Origin of the sequence: Hamadaea sp. (genome assembly GCF_013362815.1) — a bacterium.
GTDB lineage: Bacteria > Actinomycetota > Actinomycetes > Mycobacteriales > Micromonosporaceae > Hamadaea.
Genome location: NZ_JABFVK010000067.1, coordinates 48,022 through 65,113, shown reverse-complemented (window position 1 = coordinate 65,113; position 17,092 = coordinate 48,022). Strand labels below are relative to the sequence as shown.

The window sequence follows — 17,092 nt, the reverse complement described above, 5'->3', positions numbered from 1 at the left end:
TCTGCGGGGTTGCGGGGACTTTAGCTAACCGCTATACATTGTGTGTGCAGGACGTGGTGCTGGCGCTGCTCGTCAAGGAACCCTCGCACGGCTACGACCTGCGACGACGGCTGTCCAACGCACTCGGGCCGGTCGGCGAGACGCTCAACGCGGGGCAGATCTACGTGACCCTCACTCGCCTGGAACGAGCCGGGCTGGTGGTGCAGGAGCGGGAGGACGACCCGACGCGCGGCCCCCGCCGCAAGGTGTACGCGTTGACGCCGCCGGGCCGGGATCGGGTGGTCGAGTGGCTGGCGGAGTCGGCGGGGACGAAACCGGACGTCGCGGAGTTCCACCTGAAGCTGGTGGCGGCGGCGGTCTCCGGCCTGGCCGATCCCCGGGCGCTCGTCGCCGGTCAGCGGCAGGAGCTCATGCGCAGCCTCGGCCAGGTGCAGCGGGCCGCGCTCGAGCAGGCCCCGGAGTCGGAGCCGTGGGTGCTGTTGGAGGGGGTCGCGTTGCGGATGCAGGCCGATCTGCGCTGGCTGGACGTGTGCGAGCGGGTGTGGTCGGCCCGCGTCGGAAGGGCGGAGCGATGACGGTTCAGGATGGGGCGCCGATGGTGCGCGCGGTCGGTCTGTCCAAGGTGTACGGGGAAGACGAGAGCCTCGTCCGTGCGGTCGACGAAGTCGATCTGGAGGTTCCGGCCGGGCAGACGCTGGCGGTCATCGGGGCGAGCGGGTGCGGCAAGTCCACCCTTCTGCAACTGCTCGGTGGGCTGGATCGGCCCAGTTACGGGCAGGTGTGGCTCGGCGGGCGGCGGATCGACCAGGTCGGCGAGCGGGCGTTGGCGCGGCTGCGCCGCAAAGCGATCGGGTTCGTCTTCCAGGCGTACCACTTGATGGACGAGTTGACCGCGGCCGAGAACGTGCAGCTGCCCGCGTTGCTCGCGGGCGTCTCACCGCGGACGGCCCGTCGGCGGGCGATGGAGCTGCTCGACCGGGTGGGGCTGGGCGATCGGGCCCGGCGGCTGCCCGCGGAGCTTTCGGGCGGTCAGCGGCAGCGCGTCGCCGTCGCCCGCGCGCTGGTCAACGAGCCGATGGTGGTCTTCGCCGACGAGCCGACCGGCAATCTCGACAGTGCCGCAACCCACGAGATCCTTCGGTTGTTCGCCGACCTGCGCGCCCGCGGCCAGACCCTGGTGCTGGTCACGCATGACGAACGGGTCGCCGCCACGGCCGACCGCGTGGTCTCGATGCGCGACGGCATGGTCACCAGCGACACGGGCCACCACCCCGGCGGTCGACCGCTCGGCACCCTCCTGAGCTGGGAGGGCTGACGCCGTGGGACACCTGCTGGTGATCTGGCGGCTCGCCGTACGCGACATCCGGCGCTATCCGGTCGAGGCGCTGATCCCGCTGATCGCCGTCACGGTGGCGGTCGCCACTCTGACGGTCGGGCTGGGGCTGACGACTTCGACCGAGACGGCGTACGTCGCGACGAAGGAGGCCACCGCCGGACCGGACGTCATCGCAACGACGGTCGGGGACACGCCGTTGCCGGAGAAGCTCAGTCACGCCCCCGGCGTCGTCGCGTACGCCGGACCCTACTTCGCGTTCTCCACCACCATCCGCGTACGCGGTTTCGAGGTGCGCTCGGCGGTCGAAGGGCGCGACAAGACTGCTGCGGCGGTGGATCAACCCGTCGTGACCGAGGGGACCTGGGTCGAGGACGGCGGTGCGGTGATCGAGCGCGGCTTCGCCCAGGTGATGGGCGTACGCGTCCGCGACGTCGTCACGGTCAACGGCCGCAGCCTGACGATCGTCGGCATCGCCGTGAGCGCCGCGAGCGGCGTCTACCCGGGTTCGGACAACGCACAGGGACGAGGGCCGACCGACCGGGGCGGCAAGATCTGGGTGACCGCCGCCGACGCCCGAGCGGCTTCGGGCGGTGCTGTCGGCGTACGCCTGCTGTATCTGAAGCTGGCCGATCCCGCCGCGACGAAGGACTTCGTCCGATCGATCTCCACCGCGGACTTCCGGGGTGACACCTGGACGCATTACGCGACCTGGCAGCAGGTCGTGGAAGAGGACACCCGGATGATCCGGTTCATGGTGCCGACGCTCGTGGTCGGTGGCTGGCTGATCGCGATCGCCGCCGCGGTCGGGCTGGCGGCGCTCGTAACGTTGCGTGCCGCGCGCTACAACCGGCGTGCCGGACTGCTCAAAGCCGTCGGCGCGACGCCGAGCACGGTCGCGGCAGTGCTGCTGGCCCAGACTCTGCCTTCGGCCACCGCGGCGGCAGTGCTCGGCCTGGTGGTGGGCACGTTCGTGGCCCCACAGCTGACCGATCCGAGTGCCGGGCTGATCAGCACGGTCAGCGCGCCCACCTTCGGGACGATCGTCGCCGCAGCCGTTCTCGCGCTTCTGATCGCGCTCGCCAGTACGCTCGGGCCGGTCGTCCGGGCGGCTCGGCGGAGCACCGTCTCGGCCCTGGCCGACGGCAGCGCCGAGTCCTCGCACGCGTTGGGCCTCTCCGGGGTGATGGCTCATCTACCCACGTCGCTGCTGCTCGGCATGCAATTGATCGCTCGCCGTCCGGGCCGGGCACTGTCGGCCTGCTTCGGGACGGCGGCAACGGCGGCCATGGTGACCGCGTTGATGATCTTCCGGACGCAAACCATCCGGCCGTTGAGCTTCGGGGTGTCGTCGCTCGAAGACGTCCGCGGCGTCGCCCTCAGCCACGTGCTGACCGGTGTCACGCTCGCGCTCGGCGCACTGTCCATACTGAACACACTGGTGATCGGCTGGAGCGCGGCTCATCAGGCCCGCCGTCCGCTCACCGTCGCCCGCACCCTCGGCGCGACTCCCGGCCAGATCGTCACGGCGCTGTGCGTGGTCCAGGTGCTGGCCGCGCTGCCCGGCCTCGCGGTGGGCGTGCCGACCGGCCTCTTCCTCTACTGGATCGTCAGCGTCGAGATGCCGCCGCCACCGGTGACGTCGCTGGTCATCGCCGCGCTGGCCCTCCTGCTCACCGTCGCGGCGACGGCCGCGCTGCCCGCCTGGGCGCATACCCGCAGGCCGGCTGGGGTGTTCCTCAAGTCGGACGCGGTCTGATCCGCGTCCGCGCACGCTTTCCAGCCACGGGTACGCAGCCTGCGGCGGTCTTCGTCAGTTGAGGGAGTAGACCGAACCTGCCACAGGGCGTGGCGGCGGGAGCGACCCTGGGAGCGGCGGCGCGCCAATGATCATCACGTTGGTCATCGACACGTTCAACGTCAACAACAACGGGACCACCTTGTCGGCGACCCGGTTCGCCGAGGCCCTCGTCCACCGTGGCCACACCGTACGCGTCGTGGCCTGCGGCGATCCCGGAGATCCGGTGCCCGACGGACTGGAGGTCTTCTATGTCCCGGAGCTCGTCGTGCCGATCGCCAGCCGGCTCGCGCATCGGCAGAACACCCTGTTCGCCAAGCCGGACACGGAAGTGCTGACGACTGCGATCAAGGGTGCCGACGTCGTCCACATCTACCAGCCGTGGCCGTTGGGTCGGTCCGCCGAGCGGATCGCCCGCAAGCTGGGCGTACCGGCCGTCGCCGCCTTCCACATCCAGCCCGAGAACGTCACTTACAACATCGGGCTGGGTTGGTTCCGGCCGGCTGCGCACCTGGTGTACCTCCTGCTCCGGCTCACCTTCTACGGCCGCTTCGCCGACATCCACTGCCCGTCGACCTTCATCGCCGCTCAGCTGCGCCGCCACGGCTACCGGGCCCGGCTCCACGTGATCTCCAATGGTGTGGACGCCGCCTTCCGGCCGGGGCCTCGCCGGGAGCGTACGCGGGACGAACCGTTCCGCATCCTGATGGTGGGCCGGTTCTCCCCGGAGAAGCGGCAGGACGTGCTGATCCGGGCGGTACGCCGAGCGCGGCATGCCGACCGCGTACAGGTGTGCTTCGCCGGGCACGGCCCGACCGAGAAACGCCTCCGCCGGATGGCCGCGAAACTGCCGAATCCGGCGGTGTTCGGCTACTACTCCCAAGACGAGCTGATCGAGCTCATCCGGCACTCCGACCTCTACGTGCACGCGTCCGACGTCGAGATCGAGGGACTGTCCTGCATGGAGGCGTTCTCCTGCGGGCTCGTCCCGGTCATCTCCGACAGTCGCCGCAGCGCGACCGGGCAGTTCGCGCTCGGCTCGGAGAACCTGTTCCGCTCCGGCGATCCGTCCTCACTCGCCGACCGGATCGACTACTGGATCGACCATCCCGACGCTCGGGCCCAGGCGTCGTCCGCGTACGCCCGCCTCGGTGAACTCTACGAAGTCGACCGCAGCGTCAAGGCGATCGAGCGGGTGTACGCCAAGGCCGACGAGCCCGCGGAACGCCCGGCCGGGTACGCCCACTGGCTCTACCGGACGCTGTCGGCCGCCTTCTACTACGCGATCGTCATTCCCGTGCTGTTCGGGTGGACGCGCGTGTTCCTCGGCGTACGTGCAGAACGCCGGAACCGGCTCTCGTTGCCGGGCGGAGCCTTGACGGTATGCAATCACGTGCACTTCCTCGACAGCGCACTGGTCGCGATCGCGATGTTCCCGCGTCGCGTCGTCTTCACCTCAGCCCCCGTCAATCTCCAGCACCCCTGGTACGGCGGCCTCGTCCGATTCCTGGGCGGCGTCGCGGTGCCGACGGAGCTGTCGAAGTTGCCGCTGTTCTTCGCCGAACTGGAGCTCTTCCTCGCCCAGGGCCGTATCGTGCATTTCTTCCCCGAAGGCGAGCTGATTCCCTACGACACGACCCTGCGGCCCTTCAAACGCGGAGCGTTCCACCTCGCCGCCCAGGCGCGCGTACCCGTGGTGCCGCTGTCGATCCGCTTCATCACCCCGTCCGGCTTTGGCCGTTTGTTCCGCCGCAAACCGACGATGGTCATCGCGCGGGGCGAGCCGATCGCGCCGACGGAGACCGATCCGCAAAGCGATGAGGCCATCCGCCTAGACCTGGCCCACCACCACGTCCGCGACGCGATCCGGTGATTGATCCACATCCCTTGACGTGTCGAAACGGGGCCGCCAAATGACACGTATCGGGCTGTGGATCAATCACCGGGGTTGACGGCGCGGCCAAAATCATTCATGCTCAGAATCATTCAGCAAGAGAATGATTCTGGAGGTACGCGATGACTGCGGTTCTGATCCTGAACGCGCTGCTGGTCCTGGGTTCCGGAGTGTCGGGGGTGCTCGGCGTACTGCGGCCGACGCTCGTGCTCAGCCCGGCCGAGGTGGTGACGCCGGGGGTCACGTTCTTCGCTCAGGCGTACGCCGTGCGCGCGGTTCCGCTGAGTGCGGTGGCGCTGGTCCTCTTCGCGGCGCGTCCGGAGGGCGTGGCGTTGGCGGCGATGTTGGTGCTGCTCGGGCTCGTGCAGGCGGGCGACGGAGTGATCGGGTTCCGGCGGCGCATCTTGGGCATGACGATCGCGTCCACCGTCGGCGCGGTGGTGCACCTGGCTTCCGCGGTCTACGTGGCGGCGGCGTGACGCGTACGCCAAGTCGTCGCGATGGTGGGCAGACGTCGCCCTAGCATTACGAGCGTGAGCGACATCGGGATGCCGGCGACTGTGACCTTCCGGCTCGGCACGCTCGGCGCGCTGGTGACGGAGCGGTTCACGGCGAAGCTCGCCGACCTGGACCTCAAGCCGAAACACGTCGGCGTGCTGACCGTGCTCGCGGGCGGTCCGCCGACCAGCCAGCAGGAGCTGGCCGGGCTCATGGGGGTCGCGCCGAGCCTGATCGTCTCGCTCGCCGATCATCTGGAGAGCATCGGGGCCATCGCGCGTACTCGGGATCCGGGGGATCGTCGGCGCATGGTGCTCACGCTCACGCCGCCTGGGCGCAAGCTGCTCGCGAAGTGCGCCGGGCTCGCCCGCGATCTCGACGCCGAGCTCACCGGCTCACTCTCCGCGGATCAGCGGGATCAGCTCGCCGGTGCGCTCGGCCACTTGGCCGCGGAGAACGGCCTGCCTACCTGACAACCGCCGCGCCGCCGGTCCACACTCGCGGCCCGGTCGCGGTTCGTTCGGCAAGAGCATCAATTGCAGCTGGTACGCCTAAAGCATCGCCCATGTCGACGGTGAGCGTGACGTCCCCGCCGGAGCGATCAGCCAGGTACGCCGCCAGGCAACTGGTGCTGTTGGCGTTCGCGATGTCCTCCGGTACGCCGATCGACGGGGCGAACATCCGGGCGGCGTACCGGCCGGGCGGGGACTGGCAGTAGACATAGCAGCCGAGCAGTCCTAAGTGGTCACAGGCGTACCGGAGCCGGTCGAGATCGGGCGTCAGCCCGGCGAGGACGACCGGGGTGGCGACGGGGACGAGCAGCCGCTCACGCCCGACAGAGGCGACGCACAACCCGGCCACCGGAGTCGCGCCCAGCGCGGCCAGTACGCCGTCGCACTCTCCGGAGGCGGGTTCCCGCAGCTGGACCTGTCCGGCGTCGAAGAGGTATCTACCGCTGTCCGCCCGCCCGAGGAAGCTCCGGTCCCGCGTACGCAGCTGGAAGTCGCGGTCGCCGAACCGATCGGCCAGGTACGCCAACGCCGCGACCGTTCCGTGCCCGCACGACGGCAACTCGCCCGTGCTGGTGAAGAACCGCAAGGCCACCTCGGTCTCGCCGATGTCGACGAAGACGGCGTGCGAGGTCCGCAGCTGCTCGGGAATCGCCCGGCGCTCCTCATCGGACAGACCCGTCTCGGGGAGCACCACGGTGGGCGAGCCGCCCCGGCCGTCCCGTAGGCATGCGTCCACGATCGTCACGAGATCGACTCTAGGCCCTGCGACGAAAGTGCCGCGCGGCTCACCGGGAGCCGCGCGGCGGAAGGGGGATGGGGCTTATGCGGGGAGGGTCGCCACTCCGGCCGGGGCGAACCGGCGGCCGGTGACCTTCTCGGCGACGCCGGTCCGGTCCAGGTACGGCGTGATGCCGCCGAGCCAGAACGGCCAGCCGCCCCCGAGGATCAGGCAGAGGTCGATGTCGGCCGAGTCGGCCACGACGCCCTCGTCCAGCATGATCCGGATCTCCTCGGCGAGGGCGGCAAGCGCGCGCTCGCGTACCTCGTCGGCGGTGAGCGGCGTCTGTCCGCCCGCCAGCAATTCGACCACGGCCGGGTTGATCTCGTCGTCGACCAGCAGCGGCAGCCCGGCGGTCACGATCTTCTCCATGCTGGGGGAGACCTTGAACCGATCCGGGTACGCCACGTGCATCGTCTTGCCGACGTGCGCCGCGACCGCCGGTCCAACCAGCTGCAGCAGCTCCAGCGGCCGCATCGGCAGGCCGAGCGGGTCGAGCGCGGTGTTGGCCACGTCGAGCGGCGTACCGAGGTCGATGGCGTTGTAGATCTCCCCGAAGAACCGGGTCAGGATGCGGTTGAAGACGAACGCGGGCGCGTCCTTCACCAGTACGCACGACTTCTTCAGCTGCTTGCCCAGCGCGAACGCGGTCGCCAGGGTGACGTCGTTCGTGTGCTCGGCCCGGATGATCTCCAGCAGGGGCATCACCGCGACCGGGTTGAAGAAGTGGAAGCCGACCAGACGCTCCGGGTGCTTCAGTTCGGCGCCCATCGCGCTGACCGACAGCGACGAGGTGTTGGTGGCGAGGATGGCCTCCGGCGAGACGATCTCCTCGATCTCGGCCCAGACCTTCTTCTTGACGCCGAGCTCCTCGAAGACCGCCTCGATGACGAAGTCGGCGTCAGCGAACCCGGCCGCCTTGTCGACCGTGCCCGTGACCAGCGTACGCAGCTTGGCCGCCTTGAGCTCCGAAAGCCGTCCCTTGGCGACCGACTTGGCGATCTCGGCCTGGACGTAGGCCAGCCCCTTGTCCACGCGCTCTTGGTCGAGGTCGGTGATCACCACCGGCACCTCGAGTCGGCGAGCGAACAGCAACGCCAGCTGCGACGCCATCAGACCTGCGCCGACGACACCGACCTTGCTGACGTCCCGAGCGAGCGAGCGATCGGGAGCGCCGGCCGGGCGCTTGGCTCGCCGCTGCACCAGGTCGAACGAGTAGATGCCGGCGCGCAGCTCGTCGGACATGATCAGGTCGGTGGCCGCCTCGCGCTCCGCGGTCAGGCCCGCCTCGGTCACGCCGTCCTTGGCCAGCGCCAGCAGGTCCAGCGCCTTGGTCGCGGCCGGCGAGGCTCCATGGAGTTTCTTGTCCAATTCGGTACGCGCGAAGTAGACGACCGCGTCCCACATGTCGCGGTCGATCTCCGGCCGCTGAACCGTCGTCTGTCCAGTGACGACGGACGCCGCCCAAAGCAGCGACCGCTCCAGGAAGTCGGCCGGTTCGAACAGCGCGTCGGCGATGCCGAGTTCGACCGCCTGCTTCGGGCGGAGCTGCTTGTTCATCATGAGCGGGTTCTGCACGATCACCTGAGCCGCGCCGACGACGCCGATCAGATTCGGCAGGAGCTGGGAGCCGCCCCAGCCCGGGATGAGGCCGAGGCCCACCTCGGGGAGCGAGAGCGCCGCCGCGCCTGCGGACAGCGTGCGGTACTGGCAGTGCAGGGCCAGCTCCAGACCGCCGCCCATCGCGGCTCCGTTGACGAATGCGAAGGTGGGCACCGGCGCCGTACGCAGTTTCGCGTACACCTGGTGGCCCAGGGCCTCGATCTCGGCGGCCTGGGACCGTTCGGTGACGAACGGGATGCCGGTGATGTCGGCACCGACGCAGAAGATGTACGGCTTGCCGGTGACCGCGAGGAACGCGGGCTCGGCGGCGAGCGCCTCGTCGATGGCGGTGCTCAGGCCGGCCAGCCCACCGGGTCCCATGGTGTTGGGCTTGGTGTGGTCGAAGCCGTTGTCGAGCGTGATGATCGCGGCCGGTTTGTCCAGACCGGGTACCGCAGTCAACCGAAGCTTGGCCTGCGTGACGACCTCAGCGGGGAAGGTCACTTCGACTCTCCATTCCAGTGCGCGTTCTCCCAGATGACCGTGCCGCCCATGCCGATGCCGATGCACATGGCGGTGATGCCGTAGCGGACCTCGGGGTGCTCGGCGAACTGGCGGGCGAGCTGCGTCATGAGGCGTACGCCGCTGGACGCGAGCGGGTGCCCGACCGCGATGGAACCACCCCACGGGTTGACCCGGGGATCGTCCTCCTTGATCCCGTAGTGGTCCAGGAACGCCAGGACCTGCACGGCGAACGCCTCGTTCAGCTCGAACAGGCCGATGTCGTCGATGGTGAGCCCGGCGACCTTGAGCGCCTTCTCGGTGGACGGGATCGGGCCGTAGCCCATGACCTCCGGCTCCACGCCGACGAAGCCGAAGCTGACCAGCTTCATCGCGACCGGCAGGCCGAGTTCCTCGGCCGCCTCGGCGGAGGCGAGCAGACAGGCGGTCGCACCGTCGTTCAGGCCGGCGGCGTTGCCCGCGGTGACCCGGCCGTGCGGACGGAACGGGGTCTTCAGGGTGGCGAGCTTCTCCAGGCTGGTCTGCCGAGGTGCTTCATCCACAGTCGACAGACCCCAGGCGCCGTTCTCGTCGCGTACGGCGATCGGCACGAGGTCCGGCTGGAGCTTGCCCGCGGCGTACGCGGCGGCCGTCTTCTCCTGCGAGCGCAGGCCGAACCGGTCGGTGCGCTCCTTGGTGATCTCCGGGAGGCGGTCGTGCAGGTTCTCGGCGGTCGACCCCATGACGAGGGCGGACTGGTCGACGACCTTCTCGGCCAGGAACCGCGGGTTCGGGTCGACGCCCTCGCCCATCGGGTGGCGGCCCATGTGCTCGACGCCGCCCGCGATCGCGACGTCGATGGCGCCCATCGCGATGCTGCCCGCGACGGTCGTGACGGCGGTCATCGCGCCCGCGCACATCCGGTCGATCGAGTAGCCGGGAGTGGTCTTGGGCAGACCGGCCAGTAGGGAGGCGGTCCGGCCCAGGGTCAGGCCCTGGTCGCCGATCTGGGTGGTCGCGGCGACGGCCACCTCCTCGACGCGCTCGGGCGGCAGCTGCGGATTGCGGGCGAGCAGTTCACGGATGCATCGGATGACGAGGTCGTCGGCGCGAGTCTGCGCGTAGACACCCCCGGCCTTGCCGAACGGAGTGCGTACGCCGTCGACGAAGACGACATCGCGGACGTTGCGGGGCACAGCGCCTCCTAGGAGTGGTTGGACACTCCCGATGTTACCCGCGAGTAGTTACCGGTAGGTAGGTCGGGTCACTGTGAGGTTTCTGCGTCCGCCGGGCTCTCCTCGACCGGGGCGAGCGCCTTGGCCAGCTCGTCGGCCAGCAGCTCCCGTTGCCAGGGGCGAGCCCCGAACTTGGCGAGCAGCTCGCCGACGGTGCTCAGGTCGGCGGGCGGCTCCCAGGCCAGGCGGCGCACGTACTCGGGGGTGATCAGGTTCTCCGGGGGCATCGACAGCTCCCCGGCGACGTGGGCGACGACCTCCCGGGCGCGGGCCAGCCGGGCGGCCGCGGCCGGATCCCGTTCGGCCCACCGATGCGGCGGAGGCGGTCCCTCGTACGGCGGAGTCGTCGGCAACGCGGTGTCCGGCAGCGCCCGCGCCTCGGCCAGCGCGTCCAGCCAGGTCCCGGCCAGCCGCCGAGTCGACCGGCCGCCGAAACCGGGCAGCAGCAACAGTTCCCGCTCCGTCTTCGGGTCCATCTCGGCGGCCGCCACGATCGAGGAGTCGGGCAGCACCCGGCCGGGCGCGGTGTCCCGGCGCTGGGCGATCTGGTCGCGGGCGTACCAGAGGGACCGGACGCGGGACTGAGCCCGGGCGCCCCGGACGCGGTGCATCCCGGAGGTGCGCCGCCACGGATCGGTACGCGGCTTCGGCGGCTGCGCCCCGCTCACCACGAGGGCGGCGAACTCCTGATCGGCGTACTCGGTCTTGCTCTGCTCGGCGAGCACGGTGACGAGCGCGTCGCGCAACTCCACCAGCAGCTCGACGTCGAGCGCCGCGTAGGTCAGCCAGGACTCGGGAAGGGGACGGCTGGACCAGTCGGCGGCCGAGTGGTGCTTCTCCAGCGTGTAGCCGAGCAGATTTTCGGTCAGCGCGGCCAGTCCGACCCGCTCGAATCCGGCCAGCCGGGCGGCCAGTTCCGTGTCGAACAACTTCCGCGGGCGCAAGCCCAGTTCGGCCAGGCAAGGCAGGTCCTGGCTCGCGGCGTGCAGCACCCATTCGGTGTCGGCGAGCGCGGCGTCCAAACCGGACAGATCGCCCAACGGGATCGGATCGATCAGCGCGGTCCCGGCACCCTGGCGGCGAAGCTGCACCAGATAGGCGCGCTGGCTGTAGCGGTAGCCCGAGGCCCGTTCGGCGTCGATCGCCACCGGACCGGTGCCGGCCGCGAACCTCGCGATCACCTGCTCCAGCTCGGCGGGGCTGGTCACCGGCTGCGGTGTCCCCTCGGCGGGCTCGGTGAGCAGCGTCGAAGGAACCCCTTGCGGGGCTGCTGCGTCAAGGGGGTTGCCGCCGCCGTCGCGCGTGCGGACTCGACGCCGCAGCACGGTTTCGTCGTCGGTCACATGAACAACCTACGGGTACGCCATGCGGTGGTGGGTCAGCCGGTGCGGCGCGTCGGCCCGCCGAGTTGCGAAGCTCACTCGGAACGGGGCCGATGCAGGACTTGAAAGGGGAAGACAGAATGGCCGGTAACCGGTACCTTCTGGCGGGTCAGTGATCACGATGGGGAGGCTCTGACATGACGACGGGCTCGGATCCGACGCAACCACAGGCCCAGCCGCCATACTCACCGCCGGGGCCCTATCCACCGAAGGTGGAAACTGGATTTCAGTCGCCGCAAGTGGGGCAATCTCCGGTTCCGAACCAGCGTCCCGCGTACGCGCCGCCGCCGGTCACCGGTACCGGTTACCAAGCCCCTGCGCAGCCGGTTCAGCCGCAGCCCGCGCAGCCGCAGCCGGTTCAGCCGCAGGTGATGCCGCCGCAGCAGCAGACGCAGTCGACCTTGTCGCAGGCGACGTTGTCCCAGCCGGCGCAGCGTCCCGCGTACGCACCGCCGGTGCCGCAGTCGTCCGTCCCGGCGACCGCCCCGATGTCCGGTTTCCCGGCCGGACCGGTCTCGCCGACGGGCGCGCCCGCCACCCCGGTACGCCGGCTCAGCTGGCCCGGCATCGTCGCGCTCGTGCTTGCCGTGGTGCTGCTCGGAGTGACCGGATTCCAGGCGTACCAGGTGCACAGCCTGAGCAACGACCTGGACGCCACCCGAGCGCAGCTGGCACAGGAGGCGACCGACGCCGACAAGCGGGTCGACGCGGTCGAGAACCAGCTCGCGACGCAGTTCAACGCCGAGAAGATCGCGGCGAAGACGCTGCCCAGCGTGTTCCGCGTACGCACCTCGGACAGCATCGGCTCCGCCTTCGCGGTCGGCACCGCGGCTTCCGACGGCGGCACGAACCTGCTGACCAACTTCCACGTGATCGAAGACGTCTGGGACGACGGCACGAAGAAGGTCAAGATCGAGCACGCCGACCAGCTGTACGACGCCACGGTCGTCGCGGGCGACAAGAAGGCCGACATCGCCCAGCTGCACACCACGGCGAAGATCCCGGGTCTGAAGGTCGCCCCGGTTGAGTCCAAGTCCGGCCAGGAAATCCTGGTCGTGGGCTCGCCGCTCGGCCTGAAGGACACCGTCACCAGCGGCGTGGTCAGCGCCTTCCGCGAGGCCAACACCCAGCACGGCCCGTACATCCAGTTCGACGCGCCGATCAACCCCGGCAACTCGGGCGGGCCGGTCATCAACGCGAGCTATGAGGTCATCGGGATCGCCTCGGCGAAGTTCACCGATGCCGAGGGGCTCGGGCTGGCGATCCCGATCAAGATCGCCTGCGACATGTTCAAGATCTGCTAGCCCTCACGAGCCAGCGGGCGCACAGTCTCGGCAACCGGCCGCCAGCCGGTGCCAACCCCACACGGAGGAACCCCTATGACCAGTCCTGAGCCGGAGCCCTCGCAGGCTCCGGTCTACCCGCCCGCGACCCCGGCGCCCGTCCAGCCGGTCGTCCCGGCTCAGCCGGAAGCCCCGGCCGCCGAGGCCACCGCGCCGCTGAGCGGGTGGACTCCGCCCAGCCAGCCCGCGCAGCCTGCGTACCCGGCTCCCGCTGCTCCCGTGCAGCCGGCCACCCCGGTTCAGCCGGCCGCTCCGGTTCAGCCGACCGCGGCGTACCCGCCGGTGACGCCGCCCGCGACGCCGGCGTACCCGCAGACGACCGCCCCGACGGCCGTGCAGCCCGCGTACCAGCAAGGTGCCGCGGCCGTGCCGACCGCGCAGCCTGCGGTGAACCCGCCGGCCGGTTACCCGACCAGCGCGATCCCGACGCAGCCGGTCAGCTCGGGTGGTTACCCGGCCGCGCCGACCTCGTCGTTCCCCGCGACCGGCGCGCCTTACTCCGCGATTCCCGCGGGCCCGGCTGCGCCGAAGAAGGGCCCGGCGGTCCTGATTCTGTCCATCCTGGTCGGTGTGCTCGTGCTGGCCCTGGGCACGGTCACGACGCTGTACCTCGTGAAGTCGAGTGACGCGTCGAAGAAGGAGAAGGCGGCGGCCACCCAGGCGGCGACCGACGCGAAGAGCCTCGAAGACCTCAAGGCGCAGCTGAGCACCAGCAAGACCGAGGCGGAGAAGCTCAAGCAGGACCTCGAGGGCGCGAAGAACGCCAACGCCGAGAAGATCAAGCTGCTCACCGCGTGCGTCGACGCGGTGGACAAGATGATGTCCTCGACCACCCAGGCGGCCTTCAACAAGGCGTTCCCGGCGATGCGGGCTGCCTGCGCGGCTGCCAACATCGCGACCAACTGAGCACTTCAGCGGTAGGCGGCCGGGCTCCCCGACGGGGGCCCGGCCGTTTCAGCTTTCCCGGCGGCGGTTGGGCAGCGCGGTGACGCCCTCGGGCGGCAGTCCGGCGGTCGAGGCCAGCAGCGTGCACCAGGCCAGCATGTGATCGTCGAGATTCGGGCCGAGCGGCGTCCACGACGCCCGGATCTCCAGGTCCGCGGCGGTCGGTGAGCCGGGCGGCTCTTCTTCCTCGGTCACCCGGGCGAGGTCGCCGAACCGGGTCGACAGCGTCTGCGTCACGGTGCCGGCGATCGCGGTGTACCCCTGCTCGCGACCCGGCCCGGTGTGCGCGTCCAGCGCGTCCACCAGCCACGACCAGCCGACCTGCGGCAGCAGCGGGTCGGCGGCGTACTCGGGTTCCAGCTCCGCGGTCACGTAGGTGACCAGCCGCATCGTCCCGTGCCACGCCTCGTGCCCGGCCGGGTCGTGCAGCAGGATCAACCGGCCGGTGGCCACCTCTTCGCCGTCGCGCAGCACGGTCGCGCCCAGCGCGTGGGCGTACGGCGCGAGGCGGGTCGGCGCACCGACCTCTTCGAGGGAGATCTCCCGGCGGATGGCGGCGGATCGCAGTGCTTCGACCGCCCGGGTGAAGACGTCCGGTGGCGTGCGAAGCGTGGTCGGCATAGCGCAACCCTAGGGCGCATCGCCTTCCCTTGCGTGGTGCGGCACGCCGTGCGGTGCGACGCGCTCGCAGTGGCGTACTCCTCACCGGCGCGCCCCACCGCTCGCGGCACGGGGCAAACGTGGCACGATCTGTGGAATGACCAGCATTGCAGCTGACCCGGTCGACTCAGTCTTCGTCCGTGCGTGCCGGGGCGAGCCGGTCGAACACACTCCGGTCTGGTTCATGCGGCAGGCGGGGCGGTCGTTGCCCGAATACCGCGAACTGCGGGCCGAGGCCGGGCTGTCGATGCTGGAGGCCTGCCGCCGCCCGGATCTGGTCACCGAGATCACCCTGCAACCGGTACGCCGTCACGGCGTGGACGCGGCCGTCTTCTACAGCGACATCGTGGTGCCCGTCGCAGCGGCTGGAGTCGGCGTGGAGATCGTCGCCGGGACGGGACCGGTGGTCGCCGACCCCATCCGGTCCACCGCCGACCTCGCCCGGATCGGGCGCGCCGAACCGGCCGATCTCTCCTTTGTAGAGGAAGCCGTCCGGATGCTGATCCCGCAGCTGGAGGGCACGCCGTTGATCGGCTTCGCCGGGGCGCCGTTCACCCTGGCCAGCTATCTGATCGAGGGCGGACCCTCGAAGTCCCACGCCAAGACCAAGGCACTGATGCACAGCGACCCGCAGCTGTGGCACGGGCTGGCCGAGCGCCTCGCCCAGATCACCTCGACGTTCCTGCGGGTGCAGATCGACGCGGGGGCGAGCGCGGTGCAGCTGTTCGACTCGTGGGCCGGTGCGTTGAGCGAGGCCGACTACCGGCGGTTCGTGCTGCCGCACTCGGCCGCCGTCCTGCAGGGCATCGGCCCGGTCGTACCGCGGATCCACTTCGGCGTCGGGACGGCCCACCTGCTCACGGCGATGGCGGAGGCGGGCGCGGACGTCGTCGGCGTCGACTGGCGTACGCCGCTCGACCAGGCTGCGTCGCTGGTGGCCGACGTCGTCGACCTGCCCGTCGAGGGCGCGCCGCGGCTGGGAGCGCGATCGCGTACGGTGCAAGGAAATCTCGACCCCGCGTTGCTCGGCGCGCCGTGGGAGGTCGTCGATCACGAGGTACGCCGGGTGCTGGCCGAAGGCGAGGCGGCTCCCGGGCACGTCTTCAACCTGGGTCATGGCGTGCCGCCCGACGCCGATCCGGTGATGCTGACCCGGATCGTCGAACTCGTCCACAAGATCAGCGTCCGATGAGCAGTCGTCACGTCGTAGTCGTCGGCGGTGGGATCGCGGGGCTTACCGCAGCCCTGCGGCTTGCCGAGTCCGGCGTACGCGTGTCGCTGATCGAGGCGACCGCCCGGCTGGGCGGCAAGATCCGGACGGCCGACGACGGGATCGAGACCGGTGCCGAGCAGTTCTTGATGCGTACGCCGGACGGCGGCCCCAGCGGGGCGGCCCGGTTGGTTTCCGACCTCGGGCTGGGCGACCGGTTGACGCATCCGGCGTTGAGCGCGGCGGGCCTGTGGGTCGGCGGCCGGTTGCAGTCCATGCCGCCGGGCACGCTGATGGGCGTACCGGGGTTCTCGGCCGCGCTGGACGGCGTCGCGACGCTCGCCGACGACGACCGTGATCTCGGCGTACCGGTGCTGGCGGGTCAGGACGTCGCGGTCGGCGAGCTGGTGCGATCCCGGCTCGGCGGGGAAGTGGTGGAGCATCTGGTCGACCCGCTCCTCGGCGGGGTGTACGCCGGCCAAGCCGACCTGCTCTCGTTGCGGGCCACCATCCCCAACCTGTACGCGGCCCTGCAGACAGCGCACACCTTGCGGGACGGTGTCGGGGCCTCGCTGGTCAAGCGATCGGCGGCCGGACCGGTCTTCGGCACCCTCCGAGGTGGACTGTCCTCGCTGGTCGAGGCGTTGACCGGGCGGCTGCTCGACCTCGGCGTGACCATCCACTATGGAAAGCCGCTACGGTCCCTCGACGACGTCGACGCGGACGGATACGTGCTGGCCTGCCCGGCCAAGCCGGCGGCGGCGCTGCTGCCCGCCCCGGTCGCCGAGCGCGTGAGCGTGCTCGACTACGCCAGCGTCGGCCTCGTCACGCTGCGGCTGCCCGGCGCGGAGTTGCCGCAGCTCACCGGCTTCCTCGTCCCGGCCGACCAGGGCCTCTCGATCAAGGCCGCCACCTTCTTCTCCCGCAAGTGGGAGCACCTTTCCGGGCAACCGGAGCCCGCCGTCCGCGTCTCCGTCGGCCGCTACGGCGAAGTCGGCGCGCTCGCGCTGACTGACGAGGCGCTGGGTGAGGCGGTGCAGGCCGACCTCGCCAAGGTGCTCGGCCCGCTACCGGCTGCCTCGGCGGTACGCGTGACCCGCTGGGGCGGAGCCTTGCCGCAGTACGCCCCGGGGCACGTCGAGCGGGTCGCCGAAGCGCGGTCGCTGCTCGAAGCCGAGCACAGAGCCGGACGTGAAGCCGGACCGAAGCCCGTCGTCCTGGCCGGAGCCGCCTTCGACGGCGTCGGCCTGCCCGTCTGCATCACCTCCGGCGAGAAAGCCGCCGCTGATCTGGGAGAATTCGTCAAGTGACCGAGCAGAGCACCGAACAGGTCGTCGTCACCGAAGAACCGGCGCAGACCAACGCCGCGCGGCTGCGCGAGCTGAACGCCACCATCCGCTA

At 70.4% G+C, this 17,092-nt stretch carries 15 protein-coding genes; 10 read left to right on the top strand and 5 right to left on the bottom strand.

All coding sequences use genetic code 11. The features are described 5' to 3' along the window. The first annotated feature begins 44 nt into the window (after positions 1-44). From HOV77_RS27545 to HOV77_RS27520, 6 genes are all read left to right on the top strand, one after another. Complete coding sequence (locus HOV77_RS27545; RefSeq protein WP_290866683.1) at positions 45-575, top strand: PadR family transcriptional regulator; 531 nt, start codon at positions 45-47, stop codon at positions 573-575. Further along, positions 572-1,315, top strand: a complete 744-nt coding sequence (locus HOV77_RS27540; protein WP_290866680.1) for an ABC transporter ATP-binding protein — start codon at positions 572-574, stop codon at positions 1,313-1,315. Before HOV77_RS27545 ends, HOV77_RS27540 begins: the two co-directional genes overlap by 4 nt. 4 nt (positions 1,316-1,319) lie before the next feature. Then, entirely contained in the window at positions 1,320-3,092 is a 1,773-nt protein-coding gene (locus HOV77_RS27535) for an FtsX-like permease family protein (RefSeq protein ID WP_290866677.1), read from the top strand. A gap of 127 nt (positions 3,093-3,219) precedes the next feature. After that, complete coding sequence (locus HOV77_RS27530; protein ID WP_290866674.1) at positions 3,220-5,004, top strand: glycosyltransferase; 1,785 nt, start codon at positions 3,220-3,222, stop codon at positions 5,002-5,004. A 143-nt stretch (positions 5,005-5,147) separates the two neighbouring features. Next, positions 5,148-5,504 carry a hypothetical protein gene (locus HOV77_RS27525; protein WP_290866671.1) on the top strand — a complete coding sequence of 119 codons (357 nt, stop codon included), beginning with the start codon at positions 5,148-5,150 and terminating at the stop codon, positions 5,502-5,504. A 54-nt stretch (positions 5,505-5,558) separates the two neighbouring features. Beyond that, positions 5,559-5,996, top strand: a complete 438-nt coding sequence (locus HOV77_RS27520) for a MarR family winged helix-turn-helix transcriptional regulator (RefSeq protein ID WP_290866668.1) — start codon at positions 5,559-5,561, stop codon at positions 5,994-5,996. Here HOV77_RS27520 and HOV77_RS27515 read toward each other — a convergent pair. The 4 genes from HOV77_RS27515 to HOV77_RS27500 all read right to left on the bottom strand — a co-directional run bounded on the left by HOV77_RS27515 (position 5,989) and on the right by HOV77_RS27500 (position 11,395). Continuing rightward, the gene (locus HOV77_RS27515; RefSeq protein WP_290866665.1) at positions 5,989-6,780 is read right to left on the bottom strand and encodes a PhzF family phenazine biosynthesis protein; all 792 of its coding nucleotides are present in this window, start codon (positions 6,778-6,780) and stop codon (positions 5,989-5,991) included. The genes HOV77_RS27520 and HOV77_RS27515 overlap by 8 nt on opposite strands. Positions 6,781-6,855: 75 nt before the next feature. Next, entirely contained in the window at positions 6,856-8,937 is a 2,082-nt protein-coding gene (locus tag HOV77_RS27510; RefSeq protein WP_290866737.1) for a 3-hydroxyacyl-CoA dehydrogenase NAD-binding domain-containing protein, read from the bottom strand. Further along, complete coding sequence (locus tag HOV77_RS27505; protein ID WP_290866662.1) at positions 8,916-10,112, bottom strand: thiolase family protein; 1,197 nt, start codon at positions 10,110-10,112, stop codon at positions 8,916-8,918. The genes HOV77_RS27510 and HOV77_RS27505 overlap by 22 nt, the downstream gene beginning before the upstream one ends. A 68-nt stretch (positions 10,113-10,180) precedes the next feature. Continuing rightward, positions 10,181-11,395, bottom strand: coding sequence for a ribonuclease D (locus tag HOV77_RS27500; protein ID WP_290866735.1), 1,215 nt, complete (start codon positions 11,393-11,395; stop codon positions 10,181-10,183). A gap of 377 nt (positions 11,396-11,772) precedes the next feature. On the opposite strand from HOV77_RS27500, the gene HOV77_RS27495 reads away from it, so the two are divergent. Both HOV77_RS27495 and HOV77_RS27490 read left to right on the top strand, forming a co-directional pair. After that, entirely contained in the window at positions 11,773-12,837 is a 1,065-nt protein-coding gene (locus HOV77_RS27495) for a trypsin-like peptidase domain-containing protein (RefSeq protein WP_290866659.1), read from the top strand. A 75-nt stretch (positions 12,838-12,912) separates the two neighbouring features. Beyond that, positions 12,913-13,782 carry a hypothetical protein gene (locus HOV77_RS27490; protein ID WP_290866656.1) on the top strand — a complete coding sequence of 290 codons (870 nt, stop codon included), beginning with the start codon at positions 12,913-12,915 and terminating at the stop codon, positions 13,780-13,782. 48 nt (positions 13,783-13,830) lie between these two features. Here the strand turns inward: HOV77_RS27490 and HOV77_RS27485 are convergent, their stop codons facing one another. Then, positions 13,831-14,442, bottom strand: coding sequence for a DUF3000 domain-containing protein (locus tag HOV77_RS27485; protein WP_290866653.1), 612 nt, complete (start codon positions 14,440-14,442; stop codon positions 13,831-13,833). Between the two features lie 136 nt (positions 14,443-14,578). Here HOV77_RS27485 and hemE point away from each other — a divergent pair, with 136 nt between their 5' ends. Both hemE and hemG read left to right on the top strand, forming a co-directional pair. Next, on the top strand, positions 14,579-15,673 hold the full coding sequence (gene hemE / locus HOV77_RS27480) for a uroporphyrinogen decarboxylase (RefSeq protein WP_290866651.1): 1,095 nt from the start codon (positions 14,579-14,581) through the stop codon (positions 15,671-15,673). Further along, positions 15,670-17,001: a protoporphyrinogen oxidase gene (gene hemG, locus HOV77_RS27475; RefSeq protein WP_290866648.1), complete on the top strand. Its 1,332-nt coding sequence runs from the start codon at positions 15,670-15,672 to the stop codon at positions 16,999-17,001. The genes hemE and hemG overlap by 4 nt, the downstream gene beginning before the upstream one ends. Positions 17,002-17,092: the final 91 nt, after the last annotated feature.

Bases quoted from the DNA above. Each gene is read 5' to 3' on its own strand.
- HOV77_RS27540 (WP_290866680.1), top strand. From the start codon at position 572: ATGACGGTTCAGGATGGGGCGCCGATGGTGCGCGCGGTCGGTCTGTCC.
- HOV77_RS27530 (WP_290866674.1), top strand. From the start codon at position 3,220: ATGATCATCACGTTGGTCATCGACACGTTCAACGTCAACAACAACGGG.
- HOV77_RS27525 (WP_290866671.1), top strand. From the start codon at position 5,148: ATGACTGCGGTTCTGATCCTGAACGCGCTGCTGGTCCTGGGTTCCGGA.
- HOV77_RS27490 (WP_290866656.1), top strand. From the start codon at position 12,913: ATGACCAGTCCTGAGCCGGAGCCCTCGCAGGCTCCGGTCTACCCGCCC.
- HOV77_RS27485 (WP_290866653.1), bottom strand. From the start codon at position 14,442: ATGCCGACCACGCTTCGCACGCCACCGGACGTCTTCACCCGGGCGGTC.
- hemE (WP_290866651.1), top strand. From the start codon at position 14,579: ATGACCAGCATTGCAGCTGACCCGGTCGACTCAGTCTTCGTCCGTGCG.
- hemG (WP_290866648.1), top strand. From the start codon at position 15,670: ATGAGCAGTCGTCACGTCGTAGTCGTCGGCGGTGGGATCGCGGGGCTT.